The 16,665-nt window shown below is 34.2% G+C and carries 10 protein-coding genes; all 10 read right to left on the bottom strand.

Annotation, left to right across the window (positions count from 1 at the left end; genetic code table 11):
• Positions 1-9 precede the first annotated feature (9 nt).
• The 10 genes from BM305_RS06060 to BM305_RS06015 all read right to left on the bottom strand — a co-directional run bounded on the left by BM305_RS06060 (position 10) and on the right by BM305_RS06015 (position 16,284).
• Entirely contained in the window at positions 10-654 is a 645-nt protein-coding gene (locus tag BM305_RS06060) for a response regulator transcription factor (protein WP_092559813.1), read from the bottom strand.
• The gene (locus BM305_RS06055) at positions 629-1,630 is read right to left on the bottom strand and encodes a transcriptional regulator (RefSeq protein WP_092559812.1); all 1,002 of its coding nucleotides are present in this window, start codon (positions 1,628-1,630) and stop codon (positions 629-631) included. The genes BM305_RS06060 and BM305_RS06055 overlap by 26 nt, the downstream gene beginning before the upstream one ends.
• A 20-nt stretch (positions 1,631-1,650) precedes the next feature.
• The gene (locus BM305_RS06050; RefSeq protein ID WP_092559811.1) at positions 1,651-5,559 is read right to left on the bottom strand and encodes an HET-C-related protein; all 3,909 of its coding nucleotides are present in this window, start codon (positions 5,557-5,559) and stop codon (positions 1,651-1,653) included.
• Between the two features lie 136 nt (positions 5,560-5,695).
• A complete protein-coding gene (locus BM305_RS06045; protein WP_330393429.1) occupies positions 5,696-6,595 on the bottom strand; it encodes an ABC transporter ATP-binding protein in 900 nt (299 codons plus the stop codon).
• Positions 6,582-7,262: an ABC transporter ATP-binding protein gene (locus BM305_RS06040; RefSeq protein ID WP_092559810.1), complete on the bottom strand. Its 681-nt coding sequence runs from the start codon at positions 7,260-7,262 to the stop codon at positions 6,582-6,584. Before BM305_RS06040 ends, BM305_RS06045 begins: the two co-directional genes overlap by 14 nt.
• Positions 7,263-7,289: 27 nt before the next feature.
• On the bottom strand, positions 7,290-10,139 hold the full coding sequence (locus BM305_RS06035; protein WP_092559809.1) for an ABC transporter permease: 2,850 nt from the start codon (positions 10,137-10,139) through the stop codon (positions 7,290-7,292).
• Positions 10,140-10,173: 34 nt separating this feature from the next.
• Positions 10,174-12,240, bottom strand: a complete 2,067-nt coding sequence (locus BM305_RS06030) for an efflux RND transporter periplasmic adaptor subunit (protein WP_092559808.1) — start codon at positions 12,238-12,240, stop codon at positions 10,174-10,176.
• Positions 12,241-12,281: 41 nt separating this feature from the next.
• Positions 12,282-13,316, bottom strand: a complete 1,035-nt coding sequence (locus tag BM305_RS06025; RefSeq protein ID WP_092559807.1) for an efflux RND transporter periplasmic adaptor subunit — start codon at positions 13,314-13,316, stop codon at positions 12,282-12,284.
• 41 nt (positions 13,317-13,357) lie between these two features.
• Positions 13,358-14,689 (bottom strand): Ig-like domain-containing protein, encoded by a 1,332-nt coding sequence (locus BM305_RS06020; protein ID WP_092559806.1) that lies wholly within the window; start codon positions 14,687-14,689, stop codon positions 13,358-13,360.
• Between the two features lie 137 nt (positions 14,690-14,826).
• Complete coding sequence (locus tag BM305_RS06015) at positions 14,827-16,284, bottom strand: 4Fe-4S dicluster domain-containing protein (protein WP_092559805.1); 1,458 nt, start codon at positions 16,282-16,284, stop codon at positions 14,827-14,829.
• Between the last annotated feature and the right edge of the window lie 381 nt (positions 16,285-16,665).

Genomic DNA, 16,665 nt, shown 5'->3' with positions numbered 1-16,665 from the left:
AAACAGCGGCTATACAATGTTATTTTTAATTGCAAATACAGAGATTTGTGTTCGGTCAGACAGCCCTGTCATACTTATAATATTGGATATTCTGTTTTTAATTGTTCCTTCACTATAGTCCATTATTTTTGCAATTTCCTTATTGGTTCTTCCGTCAGCAATATGCTTCATAAGCATAACATCCACTTTATCAAATGTAAACCCACCACAGGTTATAGCTCGGTCATGTCCTGGCATAGGGCTGGTAAACGAGGTCATTAACTCATATGCATTTTTATGAATTAAGATTATATCGTTATAAATACACTTTACCGCCATTATAAGCACTTCTGGAGTCATATCCTTTATTAGATATCCATCTGCCTTAGATCCTGATGCATTGGCAATGCTTGCGGCATCCTCAAAGGCTGTTAAAATAGCCACTTTTGTAGCTGGCAGTTTATCCTTAATTTCTGCCAAAGCAGTTATACCATCCATTACTGGCATCTGACTGTCTAATAACGCTACGTCGGGCCTGTGCTCAAGTGCCATCTTTACAGCACTCTCACCATTTTCCACAGAGGCTACTACATCAATCTCTTTATCGGTAGCCAGATACATTTCCAGCATAGTACGAAATAATGTCTGATCATCTGCTATCAGTACTGTTATCATGCTGTTCTCCTTCTTTTATATACATGTTTTGTATTGTCTTGCGAATCATTTTATATATGCTTCTTAATTGCATGGAAACATTGGATACGTCTTTATGAAGTTCAAAAACATCACTATACTTTCTATTTTCAATTATAAAAGTATTCTGCACAATTTCCTCTATCCTTTCAATCAATTCTGTTTGTATACCCTCTAACAAATCCAATCTTGCCTTCTCAGACTCAAGTACATTGGCAGCTTCAACATAATGAACAAGCCGCTTATTCACCTTTTCCAAGTTAATATTTTTTTGATTAATCTCATCCATTAACTGTTTTTCACCTGTAATGTCATGTAAAGAAATCATTTTTCCCATAATGCTATTTTTTCCTACTAAAATTGGAACAATTTTCACCAGATAGTACTCGTTTATTTTGGGAAAATATACTTCAAAACTGACATTTATGTTTTTATTTTGAAAGCAATTTTCTATTTCTTTATGCAGCTGCCTGGGGGCAAGTTCCAAAAACATCTTTTCAATAACCTGCTGCTTTATGCACTGATTTCCAAATAACCTTTTATACCTTTCCTCATTGTTGGCACAATATATATGACCTTCATAATCGCAAATCAAAATACAATCAAAAATAGTTGATAAGATACGCTGAATATCCGGGGGAAACTGAAAATGCATATATGTATTCTTTTTACTACTGTACTGTAACAATACATAGATAATACATAAAATAATTCCACACACAAGGAAAAAGCATTCCGCCATTTTATAATATTTTTCAAACTCCAGATTTAAAATAGCAGTACTTATAAATTTACAAACCAAAAATCCCAATAGGCTTAATGAAATAAAATGTATTTCTAATGTCACAATGCTTCTTTTTCGTCTTACAAATAAATACACATTAAAAATAATAAGTATAAGAATTAAAGTCAGTAAAATCGATATTTTAATAATAATATCACCCTGTAAAATAGTCAAATTCAGTTTTCCCCCATGATTTATTTTATCTTATTAACAGCTAAGTTTTTCATATCCTCTATTATACTTTGATCGGTCTGCATATAATTCATAATATTAATTGCTTTATTGGTTGCAATTGATGCTTCCTGTATCGAAATACTTTTTGCCTTGCCCTTCTGAATGATATCACGTATTTCTAACAGCTCTTTTGCATACTGGCGTCTGTTTCTTCCAAGTCCCACAATAAACTGATAACCCATACCGCCGTTTAAGCTTGTTATAAATTCATCTTTAAAAGCATTCTTGTTTTTCCATGGTAGTTTTTCCATATACACAATAAAATTTTTGAAAAATTTCTTATATTCTAAAATACTAAAATCTTTTCCTATCGTCCTTTCAAAGCAGGCTTTTCTTCCTATACCATCTGTAATAGTAACGTTAAGCTTATACTGGGTCGCTCCATCATCTTTAAAGTTATATACTACTTTACTTTCTCCACTGCACTCCCCACTATACTTAGTTCCATTTTTCAGACTACTAAGTATCCACGCTACTTTAACAGGTTCCGATATTATCCCATCATACACAATTTTATTTCTCAATAATCTAAGGTTATTAAAATCTAATGTAAGTGTTTCGGTATAAGCAGCATTTTCTTTTGGTTTTAGAGTAGTATTCTGGATTGCCTGTAGTTCTTTTCCATTTGCCAGCTCTATTTTTTCTATACGGGCATTTTTTAATGAGTTTAAAGAACGCTCTTTTACTTTCGCTTTTGTATTTAAACCAGTTAATTTTGAATTAAGCTGAACCTCTAAATTAGCACTAAGCTGGGGAATGTCAACTACATTCAGCATACTAATTGGTTTATGCACTCCCCACTTATCTGATATAACTGCTTTTACAGTATAAGATTGTTTATTGGCATCTAATGCAAAGGGTATTTGGACAATATGTAAATTTACATTATTATTTTGATAGTTTTCTCCCTCAACAAACCAGCTAAAGTGGAAATCATTCATACTACTTGTTCCAAAGCCATATGGCTGAATTTCATATTTCCCCACATATTCAATAGAATTTGTATGGTTTACTACAACATTTTGCTCCACAAAGCTTGTTTCTACGCACTGGGCATATACATCTGGAAGTCTTACAAAAAAATCCTTTACAAAAGTTTGCCCACTATCACTTTCTGTAACTTTTGCTTTAATCAAATACTGCATAGTATTGGACTTTTCCTGATGATAAAAAAGCTGAATTTTTGCTTTGGATCCACTGGCAATAACTTTTGCTGATATACCAGTACCAGTTGTTCCTGCTGCCGTCCACAGGTAAAGCGGATTACTGATAAATCCATAGGTTTTTATATCGACTGTAACTTCATACACATGATAATATCCTGTCTTCCCAAGATTTCTAATACCCATAGAAGCAGCCTCTGGTTTTCCTTCTATGTAGATTCCCTTGGACGTTTCCCTTACTGGAGAAGTCCACGACATCTGATCCTTTAATGTACTGACATCTAATGTATGGGCAAATGCTTTCTTTCCATTCAGCCAGACCTCAATATACTCAAGTCCCCACTTTCCATAACTTGTTCCATTACTTTCTCTAGAAATTTTAATTCTGGAAATATTTTTTAACTGATACTCTTTTTGTATTTTTTTTAAATTAATATAAAAGAAATCAACATTTCCATTTTCAAATTTATCCCTGTAATAATCATCAATTAAATACTCTTTATCCAATTGAAAGCATAGTAAGGTTTTCTGATCCTTATCCATAAGCTCCAGCTTAATGATTTGATCGGTTCCATTTCCGTTCCCACTCTTATAGTTATATTCTGTATGAAGTTTTACTCCTAACGATTCCAGCTTTTCATCCTCCTCTATTCCAAAGATTGTTTCACTATGAAATGCTGGTCCAGTTGGTGCACAATTACTGTCATCTACTAACCAAAAATTAATATTTTTTTTCTTAATCAATTCTCCATTCAGAGCAACATAAGCTTCTTTTAACAGAACTCCACCATAATCATCTGAATCATTTGCCTTGTAAATATCCAGCCTGGTAACATCTTCTTTTACAAAATTATTTCCTGGATCTATACAGAATATATTTGAAGTATCCCTTTCAAAATCATCGTTCTCTGGATTATCTAGTAAATACATTCTAGAGCCAATGTCAGCAAACATTCTATGATCCGTTCCTGCTAAGTCCACATCTGGAACTATTACTCCTACTTCCATCGTATGGCAGCTCATTATTCCAATTTCCATAACACCTTTAAAACCATCTCTGGTAGCAAAAACCTTAATTCCGTTTATTCCTGCTTGCACATACTCATCTGTGACAAAAGTATCTTTTGCCGGATTGTAATTCCCTGTTATAGTTGCATATACATCATTTTCGGTAAATTCATCATCTTCCTTAAATTGAATTTTAATTGCAATATCTTTATTCAGCTCCTTGGTCAAAACTGGTTTTAAAGCTAACCAGCATGGTTTGGGATTATCTTGATCCAGGTATTCAGACTCTCTGTATAAAACTCCGTCAATAAAAATTCTAGCATAAATATCACTATTTCCACAATAGCTTTCCGTATTTTTACACTCTGGAATACGAATTTTAAGCCACTTAATCTCTTCCTCTATTTTCATTTCACACAACTTCTGAAATTCCATATCCGCTTCTTGATCAAACTGAATATCTTGACACTGGTGGTCCAATGTTCTTTCAAAGGACTGTTTAAATTCTTCAAAAGCATTATTATTGTTTGTTGCTTTTCTTAATAAGTAGCTTAAATAGTCATCTACTTCAAAATATTCGTAATAATAAATTTTCTTTTCAAAATACTCTTGAAAGAGTACAAAGGTAGGACAGCCAGATGAAAAGTCCTTTGCAAAATCTTTAAGCGCTTTTTCTGAATGTTCTTCTCTTGCCATATCTAAAAAATGTTTTCCATTCATTTTCACCCCATTTTGTCTTAAATAAATAAGTTTTCCAGCATTAGACCTTTCAAAAAGATATTTAGAAATATTTAATATGTTTTCTTTCCATTGCTTTAAGAGAGACATCTGAACAAAATCTCTAATTAATGCTGGCGCTTCCTTTACAAGTGCAACTGCTGTCAATGCATCGTACATACTTTTTGGTGATTTCCATGCTCCTGCATACGAAAAAATTTTAAATAATGCACCTGTCCCTGGCTCTGTAATTCTTTTTATTGTAGACCAGTGACTTCCACCATCGTAACTTTCTATTTTTGCCCAAATACTATTCCCTACTACGGACTTCACATAATTAAGCCACATAACGGATGCCCTGAAGGCAGACTTATACGCCCGTTCAAAAAAACTTCTTCCCGCATAATCTTTATGCATTCTTGTATGACTTGGGCGGCCTTCCTTTTTACAGCAAGCAAAAAAATCTTTTTCATCTCCGTATATGTATCTCTGCGCGCCAAACCCATTGTATTTTTTTACTGCTTTTCGTATATCATTTTCTCCCACTTCAAAATAACATGCATTTTCAACCATATTATCTAGTTTGTCTATATACAACTCACTCCAGTTTGTATGAGCATAAAAGTCATGTATAATATGAAGTGTTGAACCGATTACCATAAGCATAGAGGTTATGTCTGCTGTCTGTCCACTTTTCATAAGATCTTTCAATCTTTTATGGGTAGCAAACGCCAGACTTTTTACATACCACTTTACATCAGTTTCCGTTGGCAGATTCTCCGTATGCAGACTTTCTACAATCTCCCTCAGTTCATCTGTAAATGTGGTAGGATCGGCATAGCATATTTCATCTCTTTGAAAAATATCTGTATAAAAATTAGACAGCTGTGCAGTCCGTACAGCCGGGTGATCTTGATGAAATTTATTACTTGTAAATAAAAATGCTTCACGTATCAGGTCACAATGGTATCCAATATTCATATGTTATCCTCCTAAACAATTAGTAATGTCTATTCTATCGCAAGAATAAGTCACTCATAAAGTGTCAACTGGATACATTTTCATATGACTTCTGGCTTTTCCTCGTAAGCAATTTAAAAAAATATTTCTTTTCTCTTTATTCAAAACTATCCTGCACTTTAGAAATTAAAACTTTTCCATCCACAACCTCTAATTTTACTTTATTATCACTTACCCCTATTTCCTCCAATACTTCCTTTGTCAGCTGCACCCTTCCCGCTTTATCGAGAACTGCATACTCTTCGAAATGTTTGTCTTCCTCATGAAATCCTTTTAAAGAATCCAGCACCTCTTTGCTATTTTCACGAAGCAACCGTTCGCTGCTTGTCTTACCGTCTCGAATTCTTACAACCCGGCCCAGTTGATCCGCAAAATGATTATCGTGAGTTACAATGACAATCGTAATCCCATCTTCCTCATTCAGCTGCTTAAATATTTCTAATATTCTATTTGCCGTTTTTGCATCAACTGCCCCAGTTGGCTCATCTGCCAATAAAAGGCGTGGTTTGTTTGCCAAGGCAATGGCAATAGCAACTCTTTGCTGTTCTCCCCCCGACATTTTTTTTAAAGTATTATGAATTCTGTGAGACATCCCCACCTTATCAAGCAATTCCAGCGCCCGCTGCTTCTTCAGCTTTGCATCTCCAAATAACATGGGTACCTGTACATTTTGGAGTGCAGTTAAATAAGGAAATAAATTTCTTGCATTATTTTGCCAAACAAATCCAACTGTATTTCTTTTATAAAAAACTAACTCCTTTTCTGTCAGCTTAAATAAGTCTTTTCCATCCACAAATAATTTGCCAGCAGAAGGTCTTGCCAGACCACCCAGCATATTCAGTAAGGTTGACTTTCCACTTCCACTATTTCCCACAATAGCCATCATTTCACCTTTTTTTACTTTCAAATCCAATCCCTGAAGCGCCATTACCTCAATTTCATCGGTTTTATAAATTTTTACAAGACCATCACACTCAATCATATTATTTGCTTCCAATTATTTCACCATCCTCTAGCTCATATAATTTGCTGCCAACATCCATAAGATCTGTATCATGGGTTGTCATTACGATTGTTACCTTTTCCTTTTGTATTAATTCCTTAAACACCTTAACAACCTGCAATGACATGGTAGAATCTAAAGACGCTGTTGGTTCATCTGCAAATATTACCTTGGGCTTATGGGCAATAGCCCGTGCAATGGCAACTCTTTGCTGTTCTCCGCCGCTCATTTCATAAGGCATATGCTTCATTCTCTTTTCCATGCCTACCTGTTCCAGACACTCCTTAATTCTTTGATCATAATTTCCTTTAAACTTTGCCAGACGAAGTCCAAACTCTACATTTTCATAAGCATTCATAACCGGCAGCAGTGCCACTGTCTGAAAAATGTACCCGATTTCATATCTTCGCAGTTTTTCTCTTCCATTAGCATTATATTTTGTAATCTCATTGCCATCAAAATAAATTTTTCCCTCTGATGGAGTATCTAAAGCACTTAACATATTTAACAGCGTTGTTTTTCCCGAGCCCGAACGCCCCTTTAATATAGTAAGTTCTCCTTTTGGTATTTCCATACTTAAACCCTTTAATGCATAAAAATCATCTGCACCAAATACCGGAAAACACTTTTTTATATTTTCTGTCTTAATAATTGTTTCCATTTTAATCCCCCGTCTTATCTGGTCAAACTAATCTTCACCTAACAGAAGTGCCTGCGTTATTTTGAACTTTGAAATAATAAATCCTAATACTATAATGCAAACAACAAGAACAACGCTGATATTTCCTAATATTTTCATAACTTCTTGTCCAGAATTAACAATTTCCAATGGAAGTGGATGCTTTTCTGGAGAATAGGCAATTCCTATTAACGGTACAAATAGTTCTGACGAAATAATTCCAACTATAGAACCTATAAGTATAGATAAAACCGAACTAAATAAGTGTTCTGTAATCAAAATTCCTATTATCTCTTTCATAGAGATGCCCATTGCCCGGTAAATTCCAAATATAAGCTCTCTTTGACGAATAGAAAGAATCCAAAATATTAAAAATCCAACCGTACAGAGCAATAACGTAATCATATAACTCATTGTCAGAAATCCGTTTGTCGCCTGAAAAAGTGCACTATTCTTATTTTCTGTCACATACACATTTGCATCTTCCGTTTTTATGTACTGTTTTCCCTGATTTTCTAAATAATCATAAATACAATCCGTATTTCCTTTTGTTTTTATCCACACTTCATAAGGTGTAATCCCGGAATCATATACAATTTTTGCATAATTTGTAATAATTAAATATTGACTTTTTCCTTCCTTTTCCGTATCTTCATTGATATAAAATCCTGGCCATGCGTCTATAAATCCTCGTATAATTCCTTTGTGAACACTAGTTTCTCTGTTAAACACATCTTGCCTTGTATAAACAAGCTGTTCGCCTATTTTAGCATTAAATTTTTTTTGAAAATTCTTTGAAACCAAGATAGCATCCGGCTCCTGAGAAATAATATTCAGATATTCATACCAGTGTTTGTCTAAGACACCATCTTTCATCCATGCCGTCTCCCCAAACTCTTTTGTATCAATTGCCATAAGTCGGTTGCCTTCATATTTTCTATTGTTATAATTTATAATTACTCTATCATCTATGATTACCTTCGTAATACTTTCTACCTCGTCTCTCAATGCGTCATATTTAGTAAAATCTGGCTCTTCATATGCAACATCCAATTGCTTTCCATCCGTCTTAGCCTTTCGGACTTGTATCAGATTATCCTTCCACTTTTCTTGCAAAATAAAGTCAGTACCAAGATTATAGCGAATTCTTTCTTCACTATTTTTATTAATTGTAGCAGCAACATTTGCATGAAAAATTCCCATTGCAATCGTAAGTATCATAAAGGTAGAGGTGAAAATATATTTACGCTCTGTCCTCATAATCTGCATAAATGCAGCATATAAAAAAGCTGGTAACCTCTTTTTAAAAATTAGAAAGAATAATTGTACCAATATTTTAATTATTCGCAGAGATATAAGTCCAGCACCAAGCATAAAAATAGAAGAATCTAAAAATAAGATAGAATTTGTTCCTTTTCCACTAATTACCTGTTGAGCAATATAATCTTCTTGTCCTGAAAACACCTTCCAGTAATAAATGGAAATTGCAAACAAAATAAAATCTAGAAAAAATTTTCTCCAAACAGGCTGTGTATTATTTTTATTATTTTGCTTCAGTTCAATAATAGAAAGCTTTGCATACCTAATGACCGGAAGAGTAATAAATGCAACCGAAACTATACCTGCCAATACAGCATAAGCAATTAACCTTAAGGCACTGCAATCAATTTGAAAAGAAGTACGATTCACAAAGTTCATAAAGGAATTTGTTGAACCTAGCATAATACAAAGATAATACCCGAGAGGAATGCCCAAAATTCCACCTGCTAATGCTAATAAAGATGATTGAAACAAATATACCTGTACTACCTGCCCCTTACTAACACCACGGCTTTTTAGCATAGCAATTTCATTTTGTTCTAACTCCAGCATTTGCTTGGATACCATATAAATAAATACAAGAAGTAAAAGAATCATTGGTACTTGTAAAATCCACATTGTAGCACATAGCTTTTCATCTTCTGCATCATATGCTTTTAATGAGTTCAGCATGGCACAGCTGCATTTTACTTTCTCTAGCTCCCCACCTGTTTCATTAATTAATTCTGCACTTTGTATTAGTTTATTTATGTTAGAGGGTTCCACAGCTTTATAATCAAAGAATACAAAAAAATTAGTTTTTACTTCTAGTTGTTCCTTATTGACTTGTTCCATAAGCAAAGGAAAAAAATCTTCCCTTACAAAAATAGAGTCCTCATAATAAGAAACAGGATTTACCCAATAATATTCTGGCTCGGAAGCATCCTCACTTTTCTCTTTAAAAACTCCCACTATCTTAAATTTTAATGGTCTGTCATTGGTTCTATTTACTTGTGCAAATGTAATTTCTTCTCCTAATATGAAGCCGTATGTATCCAGTGTATGCTTACTGACAACACATTCTATTACATCATCTTCACAGCTTTGCTCTCCGAATAGAGTTCCACTTATTAAGTCAATGTGTTGTTCCAAATCCGTCATACCAGCAAACTCCATGTATTTTTTCCACACACTTTCATCTTTTTCATATGTTCCTTTGACTAACCCCTTCATAGAAGCTCGATATGCAATTGTACTTTTGACAGGTAGCTGCATTGTTTGCTCTATTTTAGGCGGAATTTTTTCAACTTCACCAAAAAAGGCAGAATTAATACTGGTATCCTCTCCATAAATATATTTTGCAGAAACAGAAACTACTCCTGGATTTTGATTGTTGGTTCTCATATAATCGCTAAACTTCTTTTGCAACGTACGCTTTAAACCCGCATCCATATAAAGCTGACCGCAAATAAAAATTCCTGTCAGCAAAATGATTCCAATTAAAATACATAGATTTAACCATCTTTTATGTAATAATTTATTTTTAATAAATGTAAACATTTTATACCTCCCAGAGCTTTTTCTCTCAAGATAGCTAGAAAACAGCTACCTCCTGACCTGCCTCTACTCCATCCACAATCCAGGCTGCATTACTTGAAACTGCTCCTACTGTCACATATTGTTTTATCAATTCTCCATTCTTTTGGATAAATACATACTCTCCAAAATCATCCTTTTGAACTGCATTTTTATTGATGACAACAGCCTTTTTCAATGCTAGTTTGTCAAATACTATTTTAACATTTGGACTATACACCGCCGTTATTATTTCTGCCGGTCCTTTAATTGAATAGTAGGTAGTTAAATCAGTCTGAACGTTGGCTGACTCTAACTGGGCATCTGGAAAAGAAAAAACAACCTCGCCCTCTATCGTCCTCCCAGATTCTGTTTTGTCCCGACTAAACTTGATTTTTTCTCCACTGTGTAATACATGAGACTCCAAAAAAATACGAATAATAACATTTTCCATATTAGTTACATAAAATTCTGCTGACTCTTTCCCATTTATAACTGTTTTTTCAATATGCACCTGCCCTGTTGCAGGAGCTTTTAATGAAATGCCTGATAATAACTCCTTTTTCCTTTCCAGCTGTTTTTGCAATGCATCCTCTTCTTTAGAATATCTCAATTCTATCAGTTCCATTTCAATTTGTTTTTGTTGTATTTCCAAATTTATATCTTCACCTGTATTTTCATCCAGGCTTTCTATCTGTTTTCTAACCTGCTTAATTTCTTTTTGCTTACTTACTTTAAGCCCATCCAATTGGTCTTCTAATTCCAGTATATCCGTATTTTTTACCTGTCCTACATACTCTGCCAGTATATCTCCCTTCTCTACCCACGACTGTTCTTCAACATTGATGTTTTTCAAAACAAATTCTTCAGAATAACTCTTTACTTTCATTATACTTGCTTCATCTATCAATGAATGTTCAATGCTTTGCGAAATATAAAATTCTTTTTGTTCCGCTTTTTCTAATGAATACTCCCATGCTAAAACTGTACTTGGCTGCGCTAAAATAACCTGCCCTTCCTCCAGGCCCGTCAAAATTTCAGCATATACCTTTGTATACATTCCAATTGTAATAAATGTCTGTACTCTCTCGCCATTTTCCATTCTATAAACGTAAGCTTGATTTTCTGTAAAATTAATACATTCCCTTGGAATATACAGCACATCTTTTGCTGAATTTTTTTCTACTAAAACAGGAAGCATCTCCCCTTCTCCGAGATTTTCTATTTCATCTGGAAGATATAAACGGTTTGGAATAAAAATTTGATTTGCATTTGCAATTTTTATAGTTTTTTCGGAATACGGATATTGTTCCATTTTGTATCTATTATCGTCTACTACTCCGTAAACAAACTCTGCATCTTGAAAATCAACTGCCTTTGCATCATCTACTACAACACATTTTTCTGCTGTATTTGCTATTAGAAAAACTATTTCGTTTCTATTTACATTATTGTTATTTGATAAATTTACTGCATATACAATTTTCCCACTGACTGGTGCATATACATACGATTTATCAATTTCCTTCTGACATTCTTTTAACTGCTTTTCCAAATCCTCCAGTTGCAATTCTTCCTTTTTCTTTTGGTACTCATTTTCAATCAGAAGCTCACTAATTGAAAGCTTTTGCAGTGCATATGCCGTTTCCTCTCCATTTTCTAATTTCATTAGCTTTAATTGCTGTTTTCTTTCCTCTATATTTCTCTGTCGCTGAACCTTTTCATTGTACTCTTTTTCATAAATTATTTGTTCTTTGAGTTGTTCTATTGTTTCTTCTTCCTTCTGGGTATCCATCTTTAGAAGTTTTTGTCCTTTCTCCACCCAATCACCAAGGGAAACATATCTATTCTTTATCACTCCTGACAGCTCCGTTTTTACCTGTACATAGGTATATTGAACATGTGCAGTAAACACTGAAATGTCCGAAATATCTCCTCTCTTTACTAATACTGTTTGATCCTGCATTTTTACTGGCTCTAACAATTCAGGTGCCGCTGCTGTACTACTTTTGCTACAGCCTGCTAAAACTAACAAAAAAAGAAAACATACACAGCTTAGCATATAACTTTTTCTCACTAATTTCATCTTAATCATCCTTATTCTTTTTCCGCCCATCATAATATGATTTAACTTAAAATCACCTTTTCATTTTTTTCAAGACCACTTTTGATTTCTACAAAACCATTTACCGTTTTTCCCACATCTAACATTCTTATTTCTTTCTCACCTGTCTGCCCCATAATATACGCATAATTCTTTCCACCAGACCGAAAAACTGCTTTTTCTTCTACGTACAAAACATTTTTTAGCTGGTTTCTTTCTATCCATATACTTCCATAAAGAAAGTTTTCCATATTATATATAGGATCAATTAATTGAAAAGTAACAATCCATAAACTCTTTTCATTTTTTTTACTCATTACCTTAACCCGATGACTCTCTTCCCCGACCCACATTTCATAAATTTCTTCTACGGGAAATTCTTCTTGTTCACTTACTTTTGCTGTAAAAACATTCTCCTCGCTGGATAATGTAATAAAATCTTTTCCTGCTACCGATACACTCCCTTCCGTATAATCAAAAATTTTACTTACAATTCCATTCATAGGAGCAATCAGCTGTCTGTCCTCTTTTTCTTTTGTACACTCCTCTATATAATTTTTATAGTGATTAATGTTTTTTTTAAGAGTTCTTAACTCATTTTCATAATCCTCTAACGTTTCCTTTTGTGCACCGCCTAAATTATACTTTTTCTTTTCAATTTCAAAAATTTTCTCTGTTTTATCCTTTTCTAATTCAAGATCCCGCACCTGACTTTGATATTTTTCCATCTTCTCATCCAAATCTTCTGTTTTTAATACCGCAAGAACCTCTCCTTCTTCTACACTCTCTCCCTTTCTTACATATACTTCTCCATATTCAATAGCGCTAACATGAAAACTAAGAGTCTTTTGCTCAGCAGCTTTATAAGTACAAACCACTTCTTTTCGCTCTTTCAAATCCCCTTGTTTTACCAAAGTATACTCATATGTATTTTCCTCTTTATCTGGAACTGCTGAAACATATCTGACATTTTCCTCTGGTGGCAGCAACGCACAGCCTGTCAAAAAAATACACATTCCTAAAACAAAGAGGCTCTTTCCTCTAATTTTCCCACTCATTCTTACTCCTATCCGAACATACTATTCCATTACAAAACTGATTACTTTATGATTACTTTACATGTCCGTCCCTTATTTCCAGCCTTATCTACTGCATAAACCTGAATAACATCTCCTTTAAATAAGTAATAATTAATTTTAACCTTATAAACTCCCTTAGAAGATGCTTTTGCAGAATATAAATGACTGCTATTGTTTATTTTTAAATATACCGTTGCGCCTGCCTCAGCTTTTCCCTTCACGTAATATTGACCTGCTTTACAATATGAAACAACAGGTGCTTTTGGCTTCACATTATCCACATCTGAAACATAAATTGCTGTTTGAAACATTTTTCCTGTATAATCCGTGATCCGCACTGTATAATACCCAGCTTTATTTACTGCAAAACTATTCTTGCCTTTTCCCAGTACTGTTCCATTGTCCCAGGCTGTTGCTGCCACGTCAGTCGTATAAAAATTTCCTTTTAAATATCTGATTTCCTTATATTCTGTTTTTGTATTAACATATATTATTGGTTTCTTGTAGGAAAGAGTCAAATCATACTTTTGTTTCATAACTCTAACTTCTGATTTTCCTCTTGCTGTTGAAGAAATTTTAAAGTAATAGGTTCCCTTTTCCACATATTTTTCAACTTCAAACCACTCCATTCCTCCTGTAAAACTGCCGTCTGCTATTTTATTATTTGAAGTATCAAAAAGCTCTATCTGGGTAGTTCCTTCCTGGTTTGTCCAGTAACCTATTTTAACTGGTGTTCTTCTAGAAACAGTAAATTCGTAATAATCTACTGGAGAAATATCTGAAATAAATCCACTTAATGCTTTATCTAATGTAATTTGATTTCTTTTATGTAAGGTAGAAATGCTTTCGCTTTCATTGGAACTGCAATCTTGGTAAAGCACAGCTGTCTGTAACATTCCATAAATACCCAGTTCCTCTACTGCATCGCTTATTTTAAATTGAATATAATAGGTCCCTTTTTCTAATGCAACTGCCTCCGTTTCTGAAACCTGATCAGGACCTGCCATAACTTCCTTTCCAACTGGCTGAATAAAATTTTTATTCCGATACAATATAGTTGAAGCCCCAAGATAAGTTGTCACTCCCTCTGCATATTGGCGTATCGTATTTGCTTTTGTAACAATTTTCACAAATCCATCCTGTGGTATCGTAAACTCTGCATAAGCACTTTTACTGCTTGTTATGTAAATATTCTGAAGTTCAAAATCTTCCTGGCAGTCCTTTATATTTTCAACCCGCACAAAATCAATTTTTTCAATAGATTTTGCCATTGAACTGGCTCTGCAAACAAAAACATTGAGGAAGTTCCCAATTACACATATGATACAAAATAAAATTAACCTTCTTTTCATTTTTTCGCCCCCATTTCTTACTTTTATTATAAGTTTTTTCCCATTACGAGTCAAGAATATATGGCTTTTAATTATTAAAAAAACTGCGCTGTACTCTTACAACGCAGTTTTTTATCTATATGATTTATTATAAAGGACTACTCTTTTCTGTGCATAGATATCTTTTCGGCTTCAAACTTATTCAGATTTTCTTCAATTCCTCTTCCGTCTGCTGCCAATAGCAATTTTTCACGATCCTTCTTTGCCTGAAGTTCTCTTTTAATACTTCCTGGACCATTTACGCAGCCGCCTTCACAAATCATGCCTTCGATAAAATCTTCTGGAAGCTTTCCATTTTTCAGCAGTGCCAAAGCCTTCTTACATTCCATAGCTCCATTACACTGACGTACCTTTATATCTGTACTTTCTCCTTGTTCCTCCAGTGCCTTCAAAACGGCATTGGTTACACCACCTGCATTAGCAAAACGTTTTCCATAAATACTTGCCTGCTGTCTGTTGCTTCCAAAGCTGGAAAGATTGACATCCTTTGCCTTCAGCATAGCATATAGTTCTTCAAAGGTTAATGCATAATCCGCATTATCCTTCCCCTGGCTTGTACATACCTCACTTTTTTTCGCAATGCATGGACCAATAAATACTGTAACTGCTTCTGGTTCCATACTTCGGATATACCGATGTACTGCTGCCATAGGAGAAATAGTTGTTGACATATTTTCATAAACCTGTGGAAAATGCTTTTGTATCATGTTTACAAAAGCAGGACAGCAGGAGGTTGTCATTTTTTTACCTTCCTTATATGCTTCTGCCCACTCTGCCGCTTCGCTGTCTGCTACCATATCTCCACCTAGCGCTACTTCATACATCTCTTCAAATCCAAGACTTTTACATGCTTCTGCTAAAACACCCATAGAAACGTGGCTTCCAAACTGTCCTTCCCCTGCTGGTGCTATCATGGCATATACTTTTTTGCCCATATTAATTTCATTAATTACATCTACCATGGAAGATCGATCTGCAATTGCACCAAATGGACAATCTTTAATACAAGCTCCACAGCGGATACATTTTTCTTCATCAATTACAACAATGTGATTCTCATCCATAGAAATTGCATCTACTGGACAACTTCTCTTACAAGGACGCATCAGATCCGCAATTGCATTATAAGGGCATGCCTTTGCACACATTCCGCACTCTTTACAATTTTGAGGATCAATAAATGCCCGGTCTCTCAGCATAGTAATTGCGTTAAAATGACATGCCTGCTGACATTTTTTACTCATACATTTCTGACAGTTGTCTGTGACAACAAACCTGGTTATTGGACATCCTTCACATGCTGATTTAATAACCTGAACCGTATTTTTATTATTACTATTTGAGCCAGCTGGCTTGCCCTGAGCCAGACGCACTCTCTCCCTGATAATCTCTCTTTCTCTGTATATGCAGCATCGAAAGTTTGCCTGTGGACCAGGAATAATATCAAATGGAATCTGTTCTTCCTTCTCCTTAAGCTCCGCTGCAAATGCCAGCTTTGCAACCTTATAAAGTACCTCATGTTTGACGTTACCTATTGTAGCATCTTTTTCTAACATATAAACTCCTCCTAGCTATGCATATACTTTATTATGAAATAATTTATACTAAATTACGATTACTTGATATAACAATAAATTTTTCTCAATATTAAGAATGTGAAATTTTTGACTAATGCATATTATAACTTGTTTTATTGTATTTTTCAACGAAAGAATGGCTTTTCTGTTGTATTTTATTGCATACAATACGCGTCTGCTTTTCCTTATAACCTGTCAGTTTGTATTTTTATTTAAACAGGCTAATTTATACAGATCATTTCCAGTATTTTAGTACGACATTTTCGTAACATTTCCTTGATTTAACATATGATTAATGATAATATATAATCACTAAGTTTTTTTGATAAAAATTTGTCACAAGTGTTACAAATGTTACAT

This window comes from Anaeromicropila populeti (genome assembly GCF_900112775.1).
Lineage (GTDB): Bacteria > Bacillota > Clostridia > Lachnospirales > Lachnospiraceae > Anaeromicropila_A > Anaeromicropila_A populeti.
The sequence above is the reverse complement of the archived record's forward strand: the minus strand, read 5'-3'. Positions and strand labels throughout refer to the sequence as shown.